Origin of the sequence: Paenibacillus sp. EZ-K15 (assembly GCF_002573715.1) — a bacterium.
GTDB lineage: Bacteria > Bacillota > Bacilli > Paenibacillales > Paenibacillaceae > Paenibacillus_AQ.
Genome location: NZ_PDHM01000016.1, coordinates 500,985 through 516,391, shown reverse-complemented (window position 1 = coordinate 516,391; position 15,407 = coordinate 500,985). Strand labels below are relative to the sequence as shown.

Here is a 15,407-nt window from a genome sequence, read left to right as displayed (position 1 = left end):
CACCCATTTGCTTCATATCGCTTCCTCCTTCTCGCTGCATGAACTGCAACTGATGTGTGCTGCGATTTCATTGTAGGAAAGGATGCCATGACTGGAAAGAGACGCGTTATGTGATTGGTGTCTTTTCTTGCAAAACACAAGGTCGCATTTTTTGTGATTGGTGCATTTATTTATGATTTGACCGTTAGGGAGCTTGTTCCAGCGTAAGTTTGGCATTAGAATCGAGCACCCAATCCCGATATTCCGAAGGTGTCATGCCTGTATATTTTTTAAAAGCTCGCAGAAAACTCCTCGTATTGGTATACCCTACCTCTTCCGCGATATCGTTAATTTTTCGGTTCTTGTCCGTGAGCAGTTGCTTGGAAGCATGGATCCGGGTTTCGATCAAATAATCAATGAAGTTATTCTCGGTATACTCTTTAAACAATTTACTAATGTACGTCGGACTCAGCTCGAACTGATCTGCCAACTGGGCAAGTGAAAATTCACTTTCCCTGTAATGATCTTCGATATAAGCAAGCATTTTATCAATCAATTTATTGCTTCCCCGCTGCATACGCTTCTCCTCAACCTTCTTCGCCATCTGCTCCAACTCAGTCAGGACAATCGTCTTCAGCTCCTGCCAATCGCGGCAGCGATTCATCCTTTCGTGCAGCTGATTGCCCATGCTATCCAATATCTCTTCCATATCAATTCCTATAGTTGCGATGGCCTGCAACGACTTCATGATCAGCTCATAAGAAAGATGCCGAATCAGTTCCGGAGACAAGCCCCCTTCAACTGCCTCCAGGTATAGTAGTGAGACATTATGTTGAATTTTTCCATACTCGGTATGCCGGAGAGCTTCTACGATTCGTTCCGTCATTCGGATGATCCGGTAGTAGTCCTGATTATCCGATCCGATTAAATCCTCGATGGAAATGACGGCATGGCTGCCGATCACCATTCGATATTGCAGCGCTTTTTCCGATTCGTCATACGATCGGGGAATATCCTTCATGTCACGATAGCATCTGCCGACGCCAGCGGTTACCAGCAGTCCGAACTGGTGCTTCATAATATCGAGAATCAGTTCAAGGATGGTCAGTGCTTGAAGATGATTCTGCTCCACATCCCCTTCGGCAAAACTAAAAATAATCGCGGCGCGGCCCGACCCCAGATCAATGGCTACGCCTGCGGTTTCCATGTTAATCAGTTCTTCTGCAACGTTACACAGCGCATAGGTATATAGTGTTTCATCTTTGGAGCTTATGCCGCCAATCTTCCCGATCTCGGCCGTACAGACAACGAACATGTCCGGGTGGAAGTTAAATCCGGTAAATTTAAGCTGCGGACTTACCGACGCGTAATCCGTTCGATAACCCGTTAACATATCCATCACGATTCTCCACTTCAGAACCGGTTTGGAATCCCGAACTCGCTGCTCCAACTGCTCGCGATCCAGAAACATTTGATCAAACACCGTTTCCAAATAATCCAATCTGACACCCTGCCCCGTCTTGGCCGGTCGAATGGCTCCGGACATTTTGGTGACCAAACGATCCAGAGGTTTAAAGGTTCTGCGATTCACGTAGAACAGAACTGCCATCGCCAGCACAAACATCAGGATGACAATCGAGATCATTAGATTCCGAATGGATTTAAGCGGCTGGTACAGTTGGGTTTCCGGGATAACGCTTACAATTTTCCAACCTGTATAATTGGACGTCGTATAAAAGATGGATTGTTTCCCTTCGTTCAATTCAGCAACGAACTGTCCGTTTCCCGTTTCCCCTAAAATCTGCTGGATATAAGGAAGATCGGTCATATTTTTATATAACTTGGATTTGTCATCATGCGTCACGATGTTCCCTTTGTCGTCGATGATGAACGTATGTACGCCCTCTTGGCTGCCTTCAAACACGTCACTGATCATTTGATAGAGAATGTCCTCATGAATATTAACGGCTACAAGCCCTTTCCGATAACCAGGACTGCTAATGAGGGGATAGGGACGAATGAGTGTGACGACATCCTGCAGTTTATCGCCATCCCACACCTTGTGCGTAGCAATCCACTTCGAGTACCCTTCCATTTCAATATAGCTGCCTAACCAATTGTCTTCCGATTCGTGTTTCTTTATAAACGTTGTATCGGTCATAATGTCGCCGCTCGTATTCGAGTAAACAAAGACGGAGGAAAATTGCTCGCCCGCTTGAACCATTGTTTTCAATTTGTTCGACAAACCGAAGAAATTCGTATATTTTTGAGAGGCGTCATCGAAGCTGTCATACATGAAATACACGTACTCAAGCTCCTGTGACAAGTTCAGCAAATCTTTCTCCGTTGAGCGAAACGCAATTTCGATTCTTTTATCGATCTGCTTCAGTAATGCGATATGCGTATCCTTCAGATCTGTCTGCAGACGTCCCACCGTTCCGAAATAAGATAATCCGAAGGTCAGGGAAATGATGGCGGTAAATATCGATCCATAAATAATCATAGCTTTCCCGGAAATACTCAAACGCATGGAATACCCCTCCATAAGAGTAAAGTTGGTAACGATACCGCGAATCTAGTTCACTATATCACTCTCTGAATCCCATTAAAATCTTGTTAAATAAAAAACATCCCCTCTGAACAATAAATCCCGTCCTTCGAAGAGATTTTATGTACAAAAGGGGATCCTGCTTCATTGTTTACTTCAGTAAAACTTTATCTTATCAAATCGGGGTGCGGACGAACCAAGGCATCGTCTGCTAAACGATTTTCGTTTGACGGCCGCCCTTTGCTTCAATGATTGTACCATCCACTTCAATCCATATCGAACCATACGACGGGTTATATACAAAATCCATCGAAGCTGAAAATCGGAGCTGCTGGAATCTCTTCATGTAATCAACAATTTCCATATTGGTGGCATACCAAATGTCCCTTCGATCGCCGATCGATTCGCAAAAGCGCTCAATCAACTTCCAGTTATGATCCTGATCGAACTCGTAGCTATGTCCCCAAACATACATCATGTAGAGATTATGCATTCGATTCAATTGCTTAAATGTCTCCGCCAGCTCTAGCAGGTTCTGATTATGATGGCAAGTCGGATTCCACTCCATGAAATCATCCGGCATTCGAAAGTCGCCATGGCTCGCAACCGTCCTGGCATATTCGATTCCCAGATACGGAAGCATCTCTTTCAATTGTTGGTTGAATGATCCGTTAGGATAAGAAAATCCCCGAACCGGATAGCCCGTCACACTTTCTAACGCTTTCCTGTCCTCCATGATCTCTCCAACGATTTGCTCCTTCCCGCATCTTGCCAGGGTCGGATGCGTTACCGTGTGCGCAGATACTTCGTGAGCTCGATAAACCTCCCCGACTTCTTCTAACGGGATTCGGTCGTTTCGTCCAGCTAGTCCCGAATTCAAATGGAACGTGCCTATGATTCCATGCTTGTTAAACAAGCGAACCAGCCGTTTATCAGCCGTTCTTCCGTCATCATAACTCATCGTCAGAACTTTATGCTTCCCTTCAGGAAACGTTAGTAGAATATTTGTCACAGGGTCCCCTCATTTCTGCGTGCGCAAGTGATAATAAAATTAGAGTCAACCCTTGCCCATACAGCGTCGGGTAGCACGGAATCTTTTGATAGGCAGCAATGCTTGGCATCACTGGCGTTCCTCCGGATACGCCTTGAACCGTTCCATCCGGATCGATACGCTCCATAACTCCATTCAAAGTTCTATCAACGGCTTCCTTATAGGTATCATCCAACCAACCCATTCGCATGCCTGCAATCCATCCCGCCGCGATGCCAGCGCTCGCTGACGTTTCCGTATAAAACTCCGGTTGATCCATTACCGTACCCCATAATCCGTTCTCTCCCTGGAAATCCCGCAATCCTTCCGCAAGCTGCCGGTAGCGATCTACAATTTCCTCAGCAACCGGAGTCAGGGAACCGATCTCTTCGGCAATCCATGGACTCGCCAGCATAACCCATGCGTTAGCGCGAGCCCAACGGGCTGAGGACATATGATGCCGGTCTGCACAGTTCCAGCCATGGAACAGCACATCGGTATGCGGATCTTGAAGCAACCGCAGATGGACAAGCAGTTGGAATTCGGCTTCTTTTGCATACTTGCTATCCCCGGTTAGTCTAGCCAGCCTAGCCAAGAAGAGCACAGCCATAAACAAGGTATCTGCCCATACTTGTTCAGAAAATTCAGCATCCTCCGTAACGGTATGTTCGTAGGCACCCTCCCGCGTGCGAGGTGCGTCCTTCAGCATCCAATCGCCGATTTGTATCGCCGTTTCCAAATACCATCGTTCCCCGCTGATCCGATACAGCTCCGGGAAGATTGCATACGGTGCCATCGAATTAATCACTTTGACTTGCTCGCTCAAATGTTTGTTGCGCACAGCCCATTGGTTTACATAATCAATGGCTTCTGCATTGCCCGTCAGCTGGCCGTAAGCCAGGATCGAGATAACGCCGACGCCCGGGACCCAATCCCAGCTTTCGATATTCATTCCCCAATCTTTCGCTGGCGTATCGATCATCCGATGGTAGACCCGTTCCGCCAAGTCCTCCAGTTCCTCAATTTCCTTCATACGACATCTCCTTCATTCCTTATCTCAATCATGTTCTATATTGAATGTAAAGGATTCCGGTTAACGAAACTTGGTTTCATGTTCAAAAAATATGGGGATATTTCCACAACCACTCGAGACCTTCAGAAAGAACCATGTTAAAATATCCTTACTTATTGCACAACAATCAGGTTAGAACAGGAGAACCTATAGAATGGGCTCACGATACATTTCCTCCAGTTATCAACTGGATCTCGCTACGAATCGGTTCCTTGACGATTTCCCTGTCCATTGCCATTTCCGCGATGGTTTGATCGGTCAAAGACAGATGCATGCGCATCGGGGTTACGAGCTCTATTTTTGTTTAGATGGTCAAGGCAAACTGCTCCTTGATGATCACATGGTTTCCCTAGTGCCAGGCACAATCGCCATCATAAAGCCCCACGAACTGCACTTGCCATCCGTTATTGGAACAATGCCTCTTCATCGGGTCGTGTTATCGATCGACGAACACTATGTGCAGATGTCATTCAACACCTCGCCGGGAATCAGCCATTGCGTACATTCCCTGTTTACCGAATCAAAGCCCTACTGGCGTGTAGCTGCAGCGAGAATGGATATGATCCGGAACTTGCTCCTGCGCCTTACTCGGGAGCTCGCCGAACAAAGGGATTATTACGAGGCAGCGATGCACCACCTACTTGCCGAATTGTTTGTCATCCTGACGAGAGAGCAGTGTTGTCCTCCCGATCCAGACCATGCGGAGAACGCCTCGTTTCATTTAGCGGAGCGTATTTTACGGTATTTGACCACACATTATGCCGAGTCAATCGAGGTGAGCCGTTTGCATGAACGGTTTAACGTTTCCCGCTCACATATGTATGATCATTTCAAACAAGCGACAGGCCACTCTTTGAACCGTTACCTAACGCTGTATCGAATCCATCAGGCGAAGCGGCTGCTCTTGGATACGCAGCTTTCCGTAACCGAGATCGCCTCCGCTGTCGGCTATGGCGACCTGTCGCATTTTTTTCATACGTTCAAATCGGAAACCGGCCTGACGCCAAATACCTTCCGCAAGCAGACCGGGCAATGAAAAACCCCTTCCTCACCTAGTGAAGAAGGGGTTTTAACCAAAGTTATACCGCTTGACGAATCCGTTCGAACAAGATGTTGTTTTCCAGATGGATATGCTCGAAGGTGTCCTTTTCAAGCATCGCCAACCGTTGATAGACCAACCGATACGTACCGCAGGCATCCGACGGAAGCTCGAAATCAGCGGTTACTTCCCTAAGCTCCTGAAGCAGTTTGCCTGCTTGAGCATGTTCATCTTCCAGTTCAGACACATGTGGCTTAAGCTCCGCTGCAGCCTGGTGGTTAGGCTCTGCAACAAATTTCAAGATGAGCGGGAATACATGCTCGTCCTCATCCTTCGTATGATCCAGCAGCTCTTTTTTCAAGTCTGAGAAAAGCTCCTGCACCCGGAGAAGTTCGGGATGATGCTCCCCGTGGACGCGGGCTAATTTCGTCACATACGGCGTTAAAGCAGGTAATTCATTCCGCAAGAAGGCATGATGTTTCTGCTGGATGTATTCAATCAGTTCGGATTCCTTCAGTGAAGCCGGACGGCTTTCCTGATAATCTGCAAACTTGCTCTCCACGGACCGAACTTGCTCCAATACGGCGGCGGGTTCCAAATTGCGCTGTTTAGCCGCCTCTTCTAAAGGCACCTGCCCTCCACAACAAAAATCAATGCGAAGTGATCGGAATAAATCCGCGGTTTGCGGAATGGATGTAACGATATCGGATACCTGACTCTGAAGCGTGAATGAACTCATGTTCAAACCTCCTTAGACTAAATGCGTCTTTGTGAACTATTTCACTCTTACAACCCAAGTATATGAAACTCCTATCTTCGTATATGTGATTGCAGTCATACCAAAATCTAACACTATGTGAACGATCAGGATCGGAGAACTAGGGGAGCCAGGCAACATCTTTTTAGACTTCTTCTTTTTGATAAAAATAACAACCAGAGGAAATACTTAATCAAAATATCCAAATGCTGTGACCCCCGTTGAATCAGGAGAGGTGTAAACACATGTCATTTTCCACATGGGCGGGTTCGAACCAACCCAACAATAGCGATAATCTTTCTGCCAATCCGAATGGGAAGAACTCAGAGGATATGGACATATCGGTGAATCTGGAAGAAACCATATCCGAAATCAAGCAGGTTCTGGGTGATAGTGACGATTTTATTGTATTTGGCTTCCATGTGTTCGGGCAGCATCCGGCTGTATTGCTGTATTTCTCCGATATGACGGATCATGCCGTCATCAATAACACGATATTGAAGCCCCTTAAATATGGGCCGCGCCATATCGATGTGAATAACCTCCCGCATGATGAGTTAATGGAAACCATCATGAAAGATACGCTTTATCATAGCGAGGGGTATTCGGAAAGGAAAATCTCCGTTCTGACCGACAACCTGCTAAGGGGGCAATCCGTCGTAGCCATTGAAGGGCTGGACGAGGCGATTATCTTTGACACACGTCAGATCACACAGCGCGCTATTGAGCAGCCGGCGACAGAGCAGGTCATTCGCGGGGCCAGAGAGGGATTTATTGAGTCCCTGGGGACCAATATTTCTCTACTCCGCTATCGGCTTCAAACGCCGGATTTTCGAGTGAAATCCATGGAGATCGGAACGAAAACCAAATCCAAAGTTGCCATGTGTTACATGGACGGCATAACCAATCCCGGAATCATCAAAGAGGTACAAAAGCGACTGGATGCCATTGAAATCGACGCCGTTCTGGATTCAGGTTATTTGGAGCAATTCATCGAAGACAACCACTGGTCTCCGTTTCCGCAAATCCAGTATACCGAGCGACCTGACAAAGTCGTAGCGAATCTGCTGGAAGGAAGAGTCGCCATCTTGGTCGACGGCTCCCCACTGGCCTTGATCGCGCCAACCGTGTTTAGCCAGTTCTATCAGACCGTTGAAGATTATACCGAACGCTTCGTGCTGATGAGTGCGATCCGAATGTCCCGTCTGGTTGCTCTAGTGTTTTCATTGGTCTTTCCCTCGCTGTATGTGGCGATTATTTCGTTCAATCCTGAGCTGATCCCTACAGAATTTGCGGTCGCCGTTGCCGGCGGGCGTGCAGGCGTACCTTTCCCTGCCATGATCGAAGTGCTTGTCATTGAAATCTCAATGGAGGTTTTAAGGGAAGCCACCATACGATTGCCGCAACAGGTAGGCGGCGCTTTATCTATTGTCGGTGTGCTCGTCATCGGCCAGGCTGCGGTAGCGGCCGGGTTCGCGAGCCCGATAACTATCGTTATTATCGCTTTAACGACCATTGGCTCTTTTGCAACGCCGGCCTACAATGCGGCTCTGGCTCTTCGCCTGCTTCGTTTTCCGCTGATCATCTTAGCCGGTATCTTTGGTCTATATGGCGTCATGGTCGGAATCATTTTGATTACCAATCATTTATTGTCACTTAAATCGTTCGGGGTCCCATACATAAGCCCATTTGTGCCTGGCAACTTTCAAAGCATGCGGGATCTCCTGACCCGTGGGCCGTTGTGGAAGATGAAGAACCGGCCTTCCTTCCTCCATCCGATTAGCAAAACAAGACTGGGTGATCAAATGAAGGAACAGGTGGATCATTCTTCATCCCATATTATGGATCCCGTCCATCCTAACGACGAGAAAGGGCGTTAACCATGAATGAGCAGCGCCAAATTACTGTCACGCAGGCTACTGCCGTTACAATCAGCACCATCGTTGGAGTAAGCGTTCTTGCACTTCCCTTGGCTGCGGTGAAGGCCGCGGATGCAGGAGCTCCGTTAGTCACTTTTTTGGGAATGCTGCTTGCGTTTGTCGGACTTTTTTTCATGACCCGGCTTGGCATGCGGTTCCCGAATGACTCTTACATCGAGTATAGCGAGATCATCATCGGCAAATGGCTCGGAAGAATCGGAGGCCTTCTATCAATTGCTTTCTTTGCCGTTTTAAGCTCTCTTGTTGCAAGGGAGTTCGGTGAGGTTGTTGTCACAGCCGTTCTAAAAAATACGCCACTCGAGGTAACTGTACTGGTCATGCTGCTCCTGGCTGCTTTTTCTTCACGCCGAAATATTATGACCTTTGCTTACATTCACTTATTTTACAGCCCCTTTATCCTAATTCCTGCGCTCTTGATCGTCGCCCTGTCGTTAAAAAACGCGGACATCGTCAATGTTCTTCCTGTGATGGGGAATGAAATTCGAGGAATACCGGCAGGCATTATTACATTGTCTACCATGTTCCAAGGATACTTTATTATGATGATGGTCATCCCTGCCATGTGCAAACCGGAAAGAGCGATGCGATCCAGCATATGGGCGATGCTGATTACCGGGGTGCTGTATATATTAATTGTCACGGCAACGGTTAGCGTGTTTGGGGCAGAGGAAACGAAGAAGCTGTTGTGGCCGACACTGGAGCTGGCAAAAGCAACTTCATTACCTGCCAATGTACTGGAACGTTTGGATGCGGTCTTCCTTGCCGTCTGGGTAACAGCTGTATTTACATCCTTGTTCTCTTGTTACTACTTTACGATTTACTCGATAAGCAAGTTATTCCGGTTAGCTGATCATGGGATGCTGTCCTTCTTCATCCTTCCGTTTGTGTTCGTCTTGGCCATGCTGCCCCAAAGCTTGATTCATTTGAATGAAGTGAACAGCGTGATATCCAAATTCGGACTGCTGATTACGATCGTTTATCCCGGAGTGCTGCTTATCATCGCCATGCTCCGTAAAAAAAGAGGAAAATCCAAATGATCGGAGAAATTTACAGCGGTTATTGGGATGTCGCCATTATAATTTGGGTGTTTTCTGGTTTGTTCAACCTGTTCATCGATACGTATAAGTATGATCAGTCGAACATGACCAAGGAAAAAAAAGTATCTCGCGTGTTGGGCTGGATCAATATCGCGTTCGTAACGGTTTTGTTCCTGAGTATCGTCCTTGTCAAAGTCCTGGTGTGAGTGAGCATGTTCACAGAGTGTAGGAGGATTTCAATGAGTACAAGAATAAGCGTTAACCTAAACGTAAAATTCATGATCGTCCTTCTTCTATCCTGCTCACTCCTGACAGGATGCTGGGATCGGATGGAGATTGAAGAGCGTGCTGTCGTTCTAGGGATATCGATCGATACGGCTGATAAGGATGCTGAGGCACGTGAGGATGAAATATCTCATCTTCGCGGGAAATACCCTGCTCCGAAACAGGAATTAATCCAACTATCCGTTCAAATTGCGCTTCCCGGCAGAATACCGCTCGGGCCTGGTGAAGGCGGCGGTTCGGGAGAAGGTGAGCAAGAAACGGTGTGGGTGCTCGATGTTGTAGGACACACGGTCGACGACGCCATGATGAATTTACAGCAGCAAATATCAGGCAAACTGTTTTTTGGCCATCTTCGCGTCATCGTTGTATCCGAAGAGTTTGCGAGAAAAGGAATAGAGAATTTAAACGACTATCTACACCGTAATGCTGAAGTTCGACGTATGGCCTGGTTGATGATATCGAAAGGAAAAGCAAAAAATCACATGCAAGCAGCACCGAAATTGGAGCGTGTCCCGGCGCTGTATCTAGCATCCACCTTGGACGATGCCGTAAAGCATGGCAAGTTTCCAAGTAACTACATTGGGACGTTCTGGAGCAATTCCTCGAAGAAAGGTCAGGAAGGATTTCTGCCTTATATCAAAATCATGAAGGGAGATAACGTGGAAATCAGGGGAATGGCGTTTTTTAAAGGGGCCAAAATGGTAGGCGTGACAAAACCGATTGAAATTGCCGGATATTTGGTCATCAAGGGAATCAGTCCCGCAGGATACCGCGGAGTCATTCATTTAGGGGACGATTCTCAGGTCGTAACGATCCATGCGACGAACCGGGAATCGGAAATTAAAGTTGATATCAAGAACGGTATGCCCCATTTTACGATCACGGCAACGACGGAGATTAATATAGAAGAAAAAAACACGGATACCATCCCGATCGATAACTCGAAAATTCTGGAGGAAATTGCACGCGAGAATGAGCGTTCCATTACAGAATTATTAATCGGATTAATCCAAAAGACGCAAAAAAAAGAATCCGATATATTCGGATTCGGCGAATTGGTAAGAGCCAAAGAACCATCGTATTGGAAAAGCCATGTTAAATCTGCTGAGCAATGGGGTGGAATCTATAAAAACGTAACCTTTGATTATCGTGTGACGTCCAAAGTTCGAAGAATCGGGATGAAGGCAGAATGATGGTGCCGTTTGTCGTAAGAATACCGAAATTTAAGGAACAAGTGATAATCCGCCGAGCATGGAACTCACCTTTATTTCGTCCAGGCTTCTGGACCTACATCATAGACGGTAAGCGGAGGATTGGATCGCTGCTTGCCTGGCGCATATTCGTCAGCACCCACGTCAGGTATATAGCGGATCTGGCCATCCATGTCGTCCGCTGCAACGAATGGAGTCAGGGCAGCGTCTACGGCTGGACTATAGACGGATAATCGAATGAGGCCGTCCTTACTGCGCACCAAATGAAGCTCTTGTTTGTTCATCCCTCTGTCCACGATGGGGTTGTTAGAAATCGGTGCGTTCCCCGAGAGCATATTTCCCTTGTACTCAGCCCGTTCCTGTTCGGGTGCTTGTATCACCCCATCGGTTTCCTGAAATATCGTCCCTGCATGGCTAAATATCAGATTGTTATAAATCTTAGTCCCTACCGGCTGATAGGTTCTGCCGCCTAGATTGAAAGTTGTCGTTTGGTTGCTGACATTCACGATAGTATTGTTGTAAATCTGAACGTTATACTGCCGCCAATGTCCACGCAAAAGTTCCGTTCTTTGTTCGGCCGGCAGATCGCCAAGCCTTGCCGTTTGCTCTTGGTTTCCACCCCAACGAACGATTGGATTCGTACTGCCTTCCGGTCCGCCGTCATGTGTTCCGCCATCAAGACGAATCACTTTGTCCGTAAGACCTTCCATGTAATTGTTATAGATTTTGTGATCGTTACCGTATATCCGAAACCCGCTGCTGCCCGGTGTCACTCCATCGCCGATCAGATGGTTGCCGTAGAAGCTGTTGCGGTTTCCATGTCGCGACACAATACCGCCGTATGAATCACGAATCGTGTTGTACCGTATAATATTGTCACTGCTCTTCACCGATATCACTTCATCTTCACCGTTAAACCCGTCAAACAAATTGTACTGAACCGTAATATAACCGGAAAAGAGCGAGGTACTGGAAAGTCCAAGCCTGATGGCTTCCAACCCGTTGGTTACCCGGGGACCGATCCCGTGAAAATAGTTATACTCAATGACGTCGTATTGCGATATATGCTGTCCACTATGCCCTTCACCATCATAAATCAGGACTGCGCCAAAGCCCTTCTTCGGACCAATATCATTATAAGCGATCCGGTTATGGCTGCTCGTTCCTTCGACTTGGATATAATGTCTATGAGTGCCATTATCCGTAATGAGCCTCGGATCTTCAAATGGCGTTAACCCCTTATAAACTTCTCCGTTCGGGTTATACCGATCCTCACTGTACCGGCAGCTGTTCTCCACATTAAGGAGACACCATACATATCGGTTTTGAGCTTTAAATCGGTAGGGCTGACCTGTTTCATCCAAAGCAAAGGTGTTGCCCAAAATAGAGATTCGGCTGGAGCTATCCAGCTGAATCCCTGGATGAACTCCGGTAAGCGCTCGATGCGCTAATCCACGGTCATTCAAGGTCTGTATTCCATTCTCATCGCCGATCCCGTTCCGGAACGTGAGCCCGCTGACTTCAACATAACTGGAATTCTCGATGTGCATATAGCTATTCCCGCTAATAATTGCCTTGCCGGGCTTCCCGGTAATCCGAATCGGATAGGCCGCGGAGCCGTGTTTATCCTTCATAACAAACGGACCGTTCTGCTCATAGTTCCCATCCTTCAGTTCAATCAGCGTACCGGCCACAGCCTGATCCAGTGCCTGCTGCAATTGTTCCGCCGTGCTGACCGAGACGCGCTTCATCTCCGGAAGCTTCACATCTTCCTCCTTCTCTTCGCCAGCGTTTGGAGGAAGTGGTGGTTGTGGTTCTTCCGGTGATTCACCCGGCACTTTCCCTCCGTAAAACTCTACTTCCATGATACTGTTCCAGTTTCCCGAGCTTCCGCTGGCGTTATTGCCATATCCGATCAACCGCAAATACCTGGCCTTCACCGGATTCTGTAATACATATGTTTGCATGATACTATCTTCCGGTTTCAGCTGCCGGCTGAACTGTCGTTCAAAAACAACGGTGCCGGATTGGAATTCTTCAGTATTCGAAGCTAATATTTCAAAGCTGGACTGACGCTCTCTAGCATTCAAAAAAGCAATGTTCACATAAGTGACGGTGTGTTCCGTGCCTAGATCAAATTGCAGCCATTGACCTTGACCGGAAGCGGACCAGCGGCTTTGCTGACTCTCCGCGTCCTCGCCCCATACCCCATCCAATACATTCCCAGGTACGTAATTCGTGTCCGGCTGATAGCTGCTTGCCGTTACCGTGCTTTCGATTCGATTCATGCTGCTGCTCCCTCCTGCATCACTCGAAGCCATTTGGGCTTCTGAAGGCGATATCATCAGTGTTCCGATCAAAAGGATCAAGACCAGCCCCAAACGAATCGATGTGTGAATCCGTTGGTTTTTTAATCCGTTTAATAACGTTTTCATATCCGTTCACCTCTCTATCGAATATTAACGTCCCATAACCAATTAGAATACGCGATGGACCCAGCCGCGAAGCTTCGCAAGAGCCTCGATGTAATAATAATCCCCATAAATAAGCGACACATTGATATTGGTATCCGCCGGCTTATGGCCGGTTCCGCCAAACAGGATCCCTTCATGCTCAGGAGCGTGGAAAGCTGCATACTCCGTCGACAAAGCCAGGACGATTCGCTCAGCAGCTTTCCGGTATACAGCCCCCACCTCCGGAGTTGTCAAAGCAGCGAGCTCCAACAATCCGGAGGCGGCAATGGCCGCAGCGGAGGTGTCACGAGGCTCGGTATCGGGATTCGGTACCCGGAAGTCCCATGGGGGTACCCCCTGCCCCTGTAAGGAAGCTATAAAATGATGAGCTACCCGCTCGGCGGCGTACAAATAATCCTTATTGTTCGTGTAACGGTAAGCGTTAGCCATCCCATACAGCGCCCACGCATTCCCTCTTGACCAGCAGGAATCCGGGGCATAACCCTGCCAGCCCATATACTCCAGCAAATCCCCGCTTTCGGGATCAAACGAAACAACATGACAGGTGGATCCATCGGCACGGATCATATGCTGCAAAGCCATATTCGCATGGGCATTCGCAACGTGGCGAAATCTTGGGTCTTCTCCTTCTTCGGCAGCCCAGTACAAGAGGGACAGGTTCATCAGGCAGTCGATAATAGCCCAGCCCGGGAGATCCTTGTTCCATGCCCTGATGTACTTACCTGCCAAATTAAATCGTCCGGCCAGAAAGTTAGCCGCCGCAAGTCCCCGCCTTCTGCCATCTGCATCGCCGGTTAACTTATATTTCAGTACGGCTGTCGGCAAATACTGAAACCCGACATCATGATGAAAGCGACTCTCTTCCAGAGTCAATCGTTCCATACGTATATCCCACTCCCACGCCGCTTCCTTGTACTTCGCATCTCCGGTCATATCGTAAAAAATCCACAGCATTCCCGGCCAAAACCCTGAAATCCAGTTGTCCAGGGTCAAGCCGTCGTATTCCCCGTCCTTGGCCGCATGCGGAGCAAGCTCAGGCTTTCTAGCCAACATCCGGTCCACCTTCAACTGAGCACCATTCCACCACATATCCAAATCGAGTTCATGTTGAATCTTTAATTTACTCATCATATTCCTCCTGTCGTTATCCTTTAATGGCACCAATTAGAGCACCTTTCACAAAATACTTCTGCAAAAACGGATAGACCAGCAGAATCGGTACCGTCGCAACGATAATGGTCGCATGCTTCAGCGTTTCGCCGATGACAGCGACCTCCCCTCCGCTCGCTCCGCTTGCCATGGAGCTTGCATCATTCAGAAGCAGCAGCTCCCGCAGGACAAGCTGAAGCGGATACAAGGAACGATCCTGCAAATAGATCATGGCCTGGAACCATGAGTTCCAGTGGCTTACACCGTAATACAGCAGCATGACGGCTATGACCGGCATGCACAGCGGCATCATAATCCGGAATAGGATGACGAATTCATTGGCTCCATCGATCTTGGCGGATTCCTCCAGACTATCAGGCACCGCCTCAAAAGCCGTTCTCATGATAATCAGATTAAAAGCAGATATGGCCTGTGGAATAATTAAGGACCACAGCGTATTGGTAAGCTCCAGGCCTTTCACTGTAAAATACAAGGGAATCAAGCCCCCGCTGAAGAACATGGTGAATACGATAAACAGCATCAGCTGCTTACGATAGCGCAGTCCCTTACGTGACAGCGCATACGCTCCGAACGCGGTCAATGTAATATTGAGCACCAAGCCTCCTGATACGATAAGGAACGTATTTAAGTATCCTTGAATAATCATCGGATTATCAAACACGAGCCGGTAAGCGTTAAATGTTATATCCAGCGGCTTCCATAAAATCCCCGAATGCTGCATGTAACGGGTAGGATCACTCAAGGAAGCAAACAGTACGTAAATCAATGGGTATAAGGTACATAACGTGATTACGGTCAACAAGATGTAATTAAAAACATCAAACAGCTTTTCACCGACCGATCGATTCCCAGCTCTCCATTCCAT

Annotated in this window: 12 protein-coding genes; 5 read left to right on the top strand and 7 right to left on the bottom strand. The window is 47.7% G+C overall.

The genetic code is table 11. The annotated features are described in order from the left end of the window. Positions 1-184: 184 nt before the first annotated feature. The 3 genes from CRG97_RS14895 to CRG97_RS14885 all read right to left on the bottom strand — a co-directional run bounded on the left by CRG97_RS14895 (position 185) and on the right by CRG97_RS14885 (position 4,590). On the bottom strand, positions 185-2,509 hold the full coding sequence (locus CRG97_RS14895; protein WP_161952939.1) for a helix-turn-helix domain-containing protein: 2,325 nt from the start codon (positions 2,507-2,509) through the stop codon (positions 185-187). A gap of 229 nt (positions 2,510-2,738) precedes the next feature. Beyond that, positions 2,739-3,539, bottom strand: a complete 801-nt coding sequence (locus tag CRG97_RS14890) for a polysaccharide deacetylase family protein (RefSeq protein ID WP_098744238.1) — start codon at positions 3,537-3,539, stop codon at positions 2,739-2,741. Next, positions 3,511-4,590 (bottom strand): glycoside hydrolase family 88/105 protein, encoded by a 1,080-nt coding sequence (locus CRG97_RS14885; RefSeq protein ID WP_202618930.1) that lies wholly within the window; start codon positions 4,588-4,590, stop codon positions 3,511-3,513. The genes CRG97_RS14890 and CRG97_RS14885 overlap by 29 nt, the downstream gene beginning before the upstream one ends. A 193-nt stretch (positions 4,591-4,783) precedes the next feature. Between CRG97_RS14885 and CRG97_RS14880 the strand changes: the two genes are divergently transcribed. After that, positions 4,784-5,665, top strand: coding sequence for an AraC family transcriptional regulator (locus tag CRG97_RS14880; RefSeq protein ID WP_098744235.1), 882 nt, complete (start codon positions 4,784-4,786; stop codon positions 5,663-5,665). 43 nt (positions 5,666-5,708) lie between these two features. On the opposite strand, the gene ric is transcribed toward CRG97_RS14880, so the two are convergent. Next, a complete protein-coding gene (gene ric, locus CRG97_RS14875) occupies positions 5,709-6,407 on the bottom strand; it encodes an iron-sulfur cluster repair di-iron protein (RefSeq protein WP_098744232.1) in 699 nt (232 codons plus the stop codon). A 263-nt stretch (positions 6,408-6,670) separates the two neighbouring features. Here ric and CRG97_RS14870 point away from each other — a divergent pair, with 263 nt between their 5' ends. Genes CRG97_RS14870 through CRG97_RS14855 form a run of 4 tightly spaced genes read left to right on the top strand, consistent with a single transcriptional unit; the run spans position 6,671 to position 10,880 of the window. Beyond that, entirely contained in the window at positions 6,671-8,305 is a 1,635-nt protein-coding gene (locus CRG97_RS14870) for a spore germination protein (protein ID WP_098744229.1), read from the top strand. Positions 8,306-8,307: 2 nt separating this feature from the next. Next, positions 8,308-9,402, top strand: a complete 1,095-nt coding sequence (locus CRG97_RS14865; protein WP_098744226.1) for a GerAB/ArcD/ProY family transporter — start codon at positions 8,308-8,310, stop codon at positions 9,400-9,402. After that, positions 9,399-9,608: a CLC_0170 family protein gene (locus CRG97_RS14860; protein WP_098744223.1), complete on the top strand. Its 210-nt coding sequence runs from the start codon at positions 9,399-9,401 to the stop codon at positions 9,606-9,608. The genes CRG97_RS14865 and CRG97_RS14860 overlap by 4 nt, the downstream gene beginning before the upstream one ends. Positions 9,609-9,641: 33 nt before the next feature. Next, complete coding sequence (locus CRG97_RS14855) at positions 9,642-10,880, top strand: Ger(x)C family spore germination protein (RefSeq protein ID WP_098744220.1); 1,239 nt, start codon at positions 9,642-9,644, stop codon at positions 10,878-10,880. Between the two features lie 71 nt (positions 10,881-10,951). Here the strand turns inward: CRG97_RS14855 and CRG97_RS14850 are convergent, their stop codons facing one another. The 3 genes from CRG97_RS14850 to CRG97_RS14840 are packed head-to-tail and all read right to left on the bottom strand — an operon-like array spanning position 10,952 to position 15,407. Continuing rightward, a complete protein-coding gene (locus CRG97_RS14850; RefSeq protein ID WP_098744217.1) occupies positions 10,952-13,333 on the bottom strand; it encodes a chondroitinase-B domain-containing protein in 2,382 nt (793 codons plus the stop codon). A gap of 42 nt (positions 13,334-13,375) precedes the next feature. Beyond that, entirely contained in the window at positions 13,376-14,500 is a 1,125-nt protein-coding gene (locus CRG97_RS14845; RefSeq protein WP_098744214.1) for a glycoside hydrolase family 88 protein, read from the bottom strand. A gap of 16 nt (positions 14,501-14,516) precedes the next feature. Further along, positions 14,517-15,407 (bottom strand): carbohydrate ABC transporter permease, encoded by an 891-nt coding sequence (locus CRG97_RS14840; protein WP_076323345.1) that lies wholly within the window; start codon positions 15,405-15,407, stop codon positions 14,517-14,519.

What these genes read in the sequence shown, in the direction of transcription:
- CRG97_RS14895 (WP_161952939.1), bottom strand. Translation starts at nt 2,509, where the DNA reads ATGCGTTTGAGTATTTCCGGGAAAGCTATGATTATTTATGGATCGATA.
- CRG97_RS14885 (WP_202618930.1), bottom strand. Translation starts at nt 4,590, where the DNA reads ATGAAGGAAATTGAGGAACTGGAGGACTTGGCGGAACGGGTCTACCAT.
- CRG97_RS14880 (WP_098744235.1), top strand. Translation starts at nt 4,784, where the DNA reads ATGGGCTCACGATACATTTCCTCCAGTTATCAACTGGATCTCGCTACG.
- ric (WP_098744232.1), bottom strand. Translation starts at nt 6,407, where the DNA reads ATGAGTTCATTCACGCTTCAGAGTCAGGTATCCGATATCGTTACATCC.
- CRG97_RS14870 (WP_098744229.1), top strand. Translation starts at nt 6,671, where the DNA reads ATGTCATTTTCCACATGGGCGGGTTCGAACCAACCCAACAATAGCGAT.
- CRG97_RS14865 (WP_098744226.1), top strand. Translation starts at nt 8,308, where the DNA reads ATGAATGAGCAGCGCCAAATTACTGTCACGCAGGCTACTGCCGTTACA.
- CRG97_RS14860 (WP_098744223.1), top strand. Translation starts at nt 9,399, where the DNA reads ATGATCGGAGAAATTTACAGCGGTTATTGGGATGTCGCCATTATAATT.
- CRG97_RS14855 (WP_098744220.1), top strand. Translation starts at nt 9,642, where the DNA reads ATGAGTACAAGAATAAGCGTTAACCTAAACGTAAAATTCATGATCGTC.
- CRG97_RS14850 (WP_098744217.1), bottom strand. Translation starts at nt 13,333, where the DNA reads ATGAAAACGTTATTAAACGGATTAAAAAACCAACGGATTCACACATCG.
- CRG97_RS14845 (WP_098744214.1), bottom strand. Translation starts at nt 14,500, where the DNA reads ATGAGTAAATTAAAGATTCAACATGAACTCGATTTGGATATGTGGTGG.
- CRG97_RS14840 (WP_076323345.1), bottom strand. Translation starts at nt 15,407, where the DNA reads ATGGAATGGAGAGCTGGGAATCGATCGGTCGGTGAAAAGCTGTTTGAT.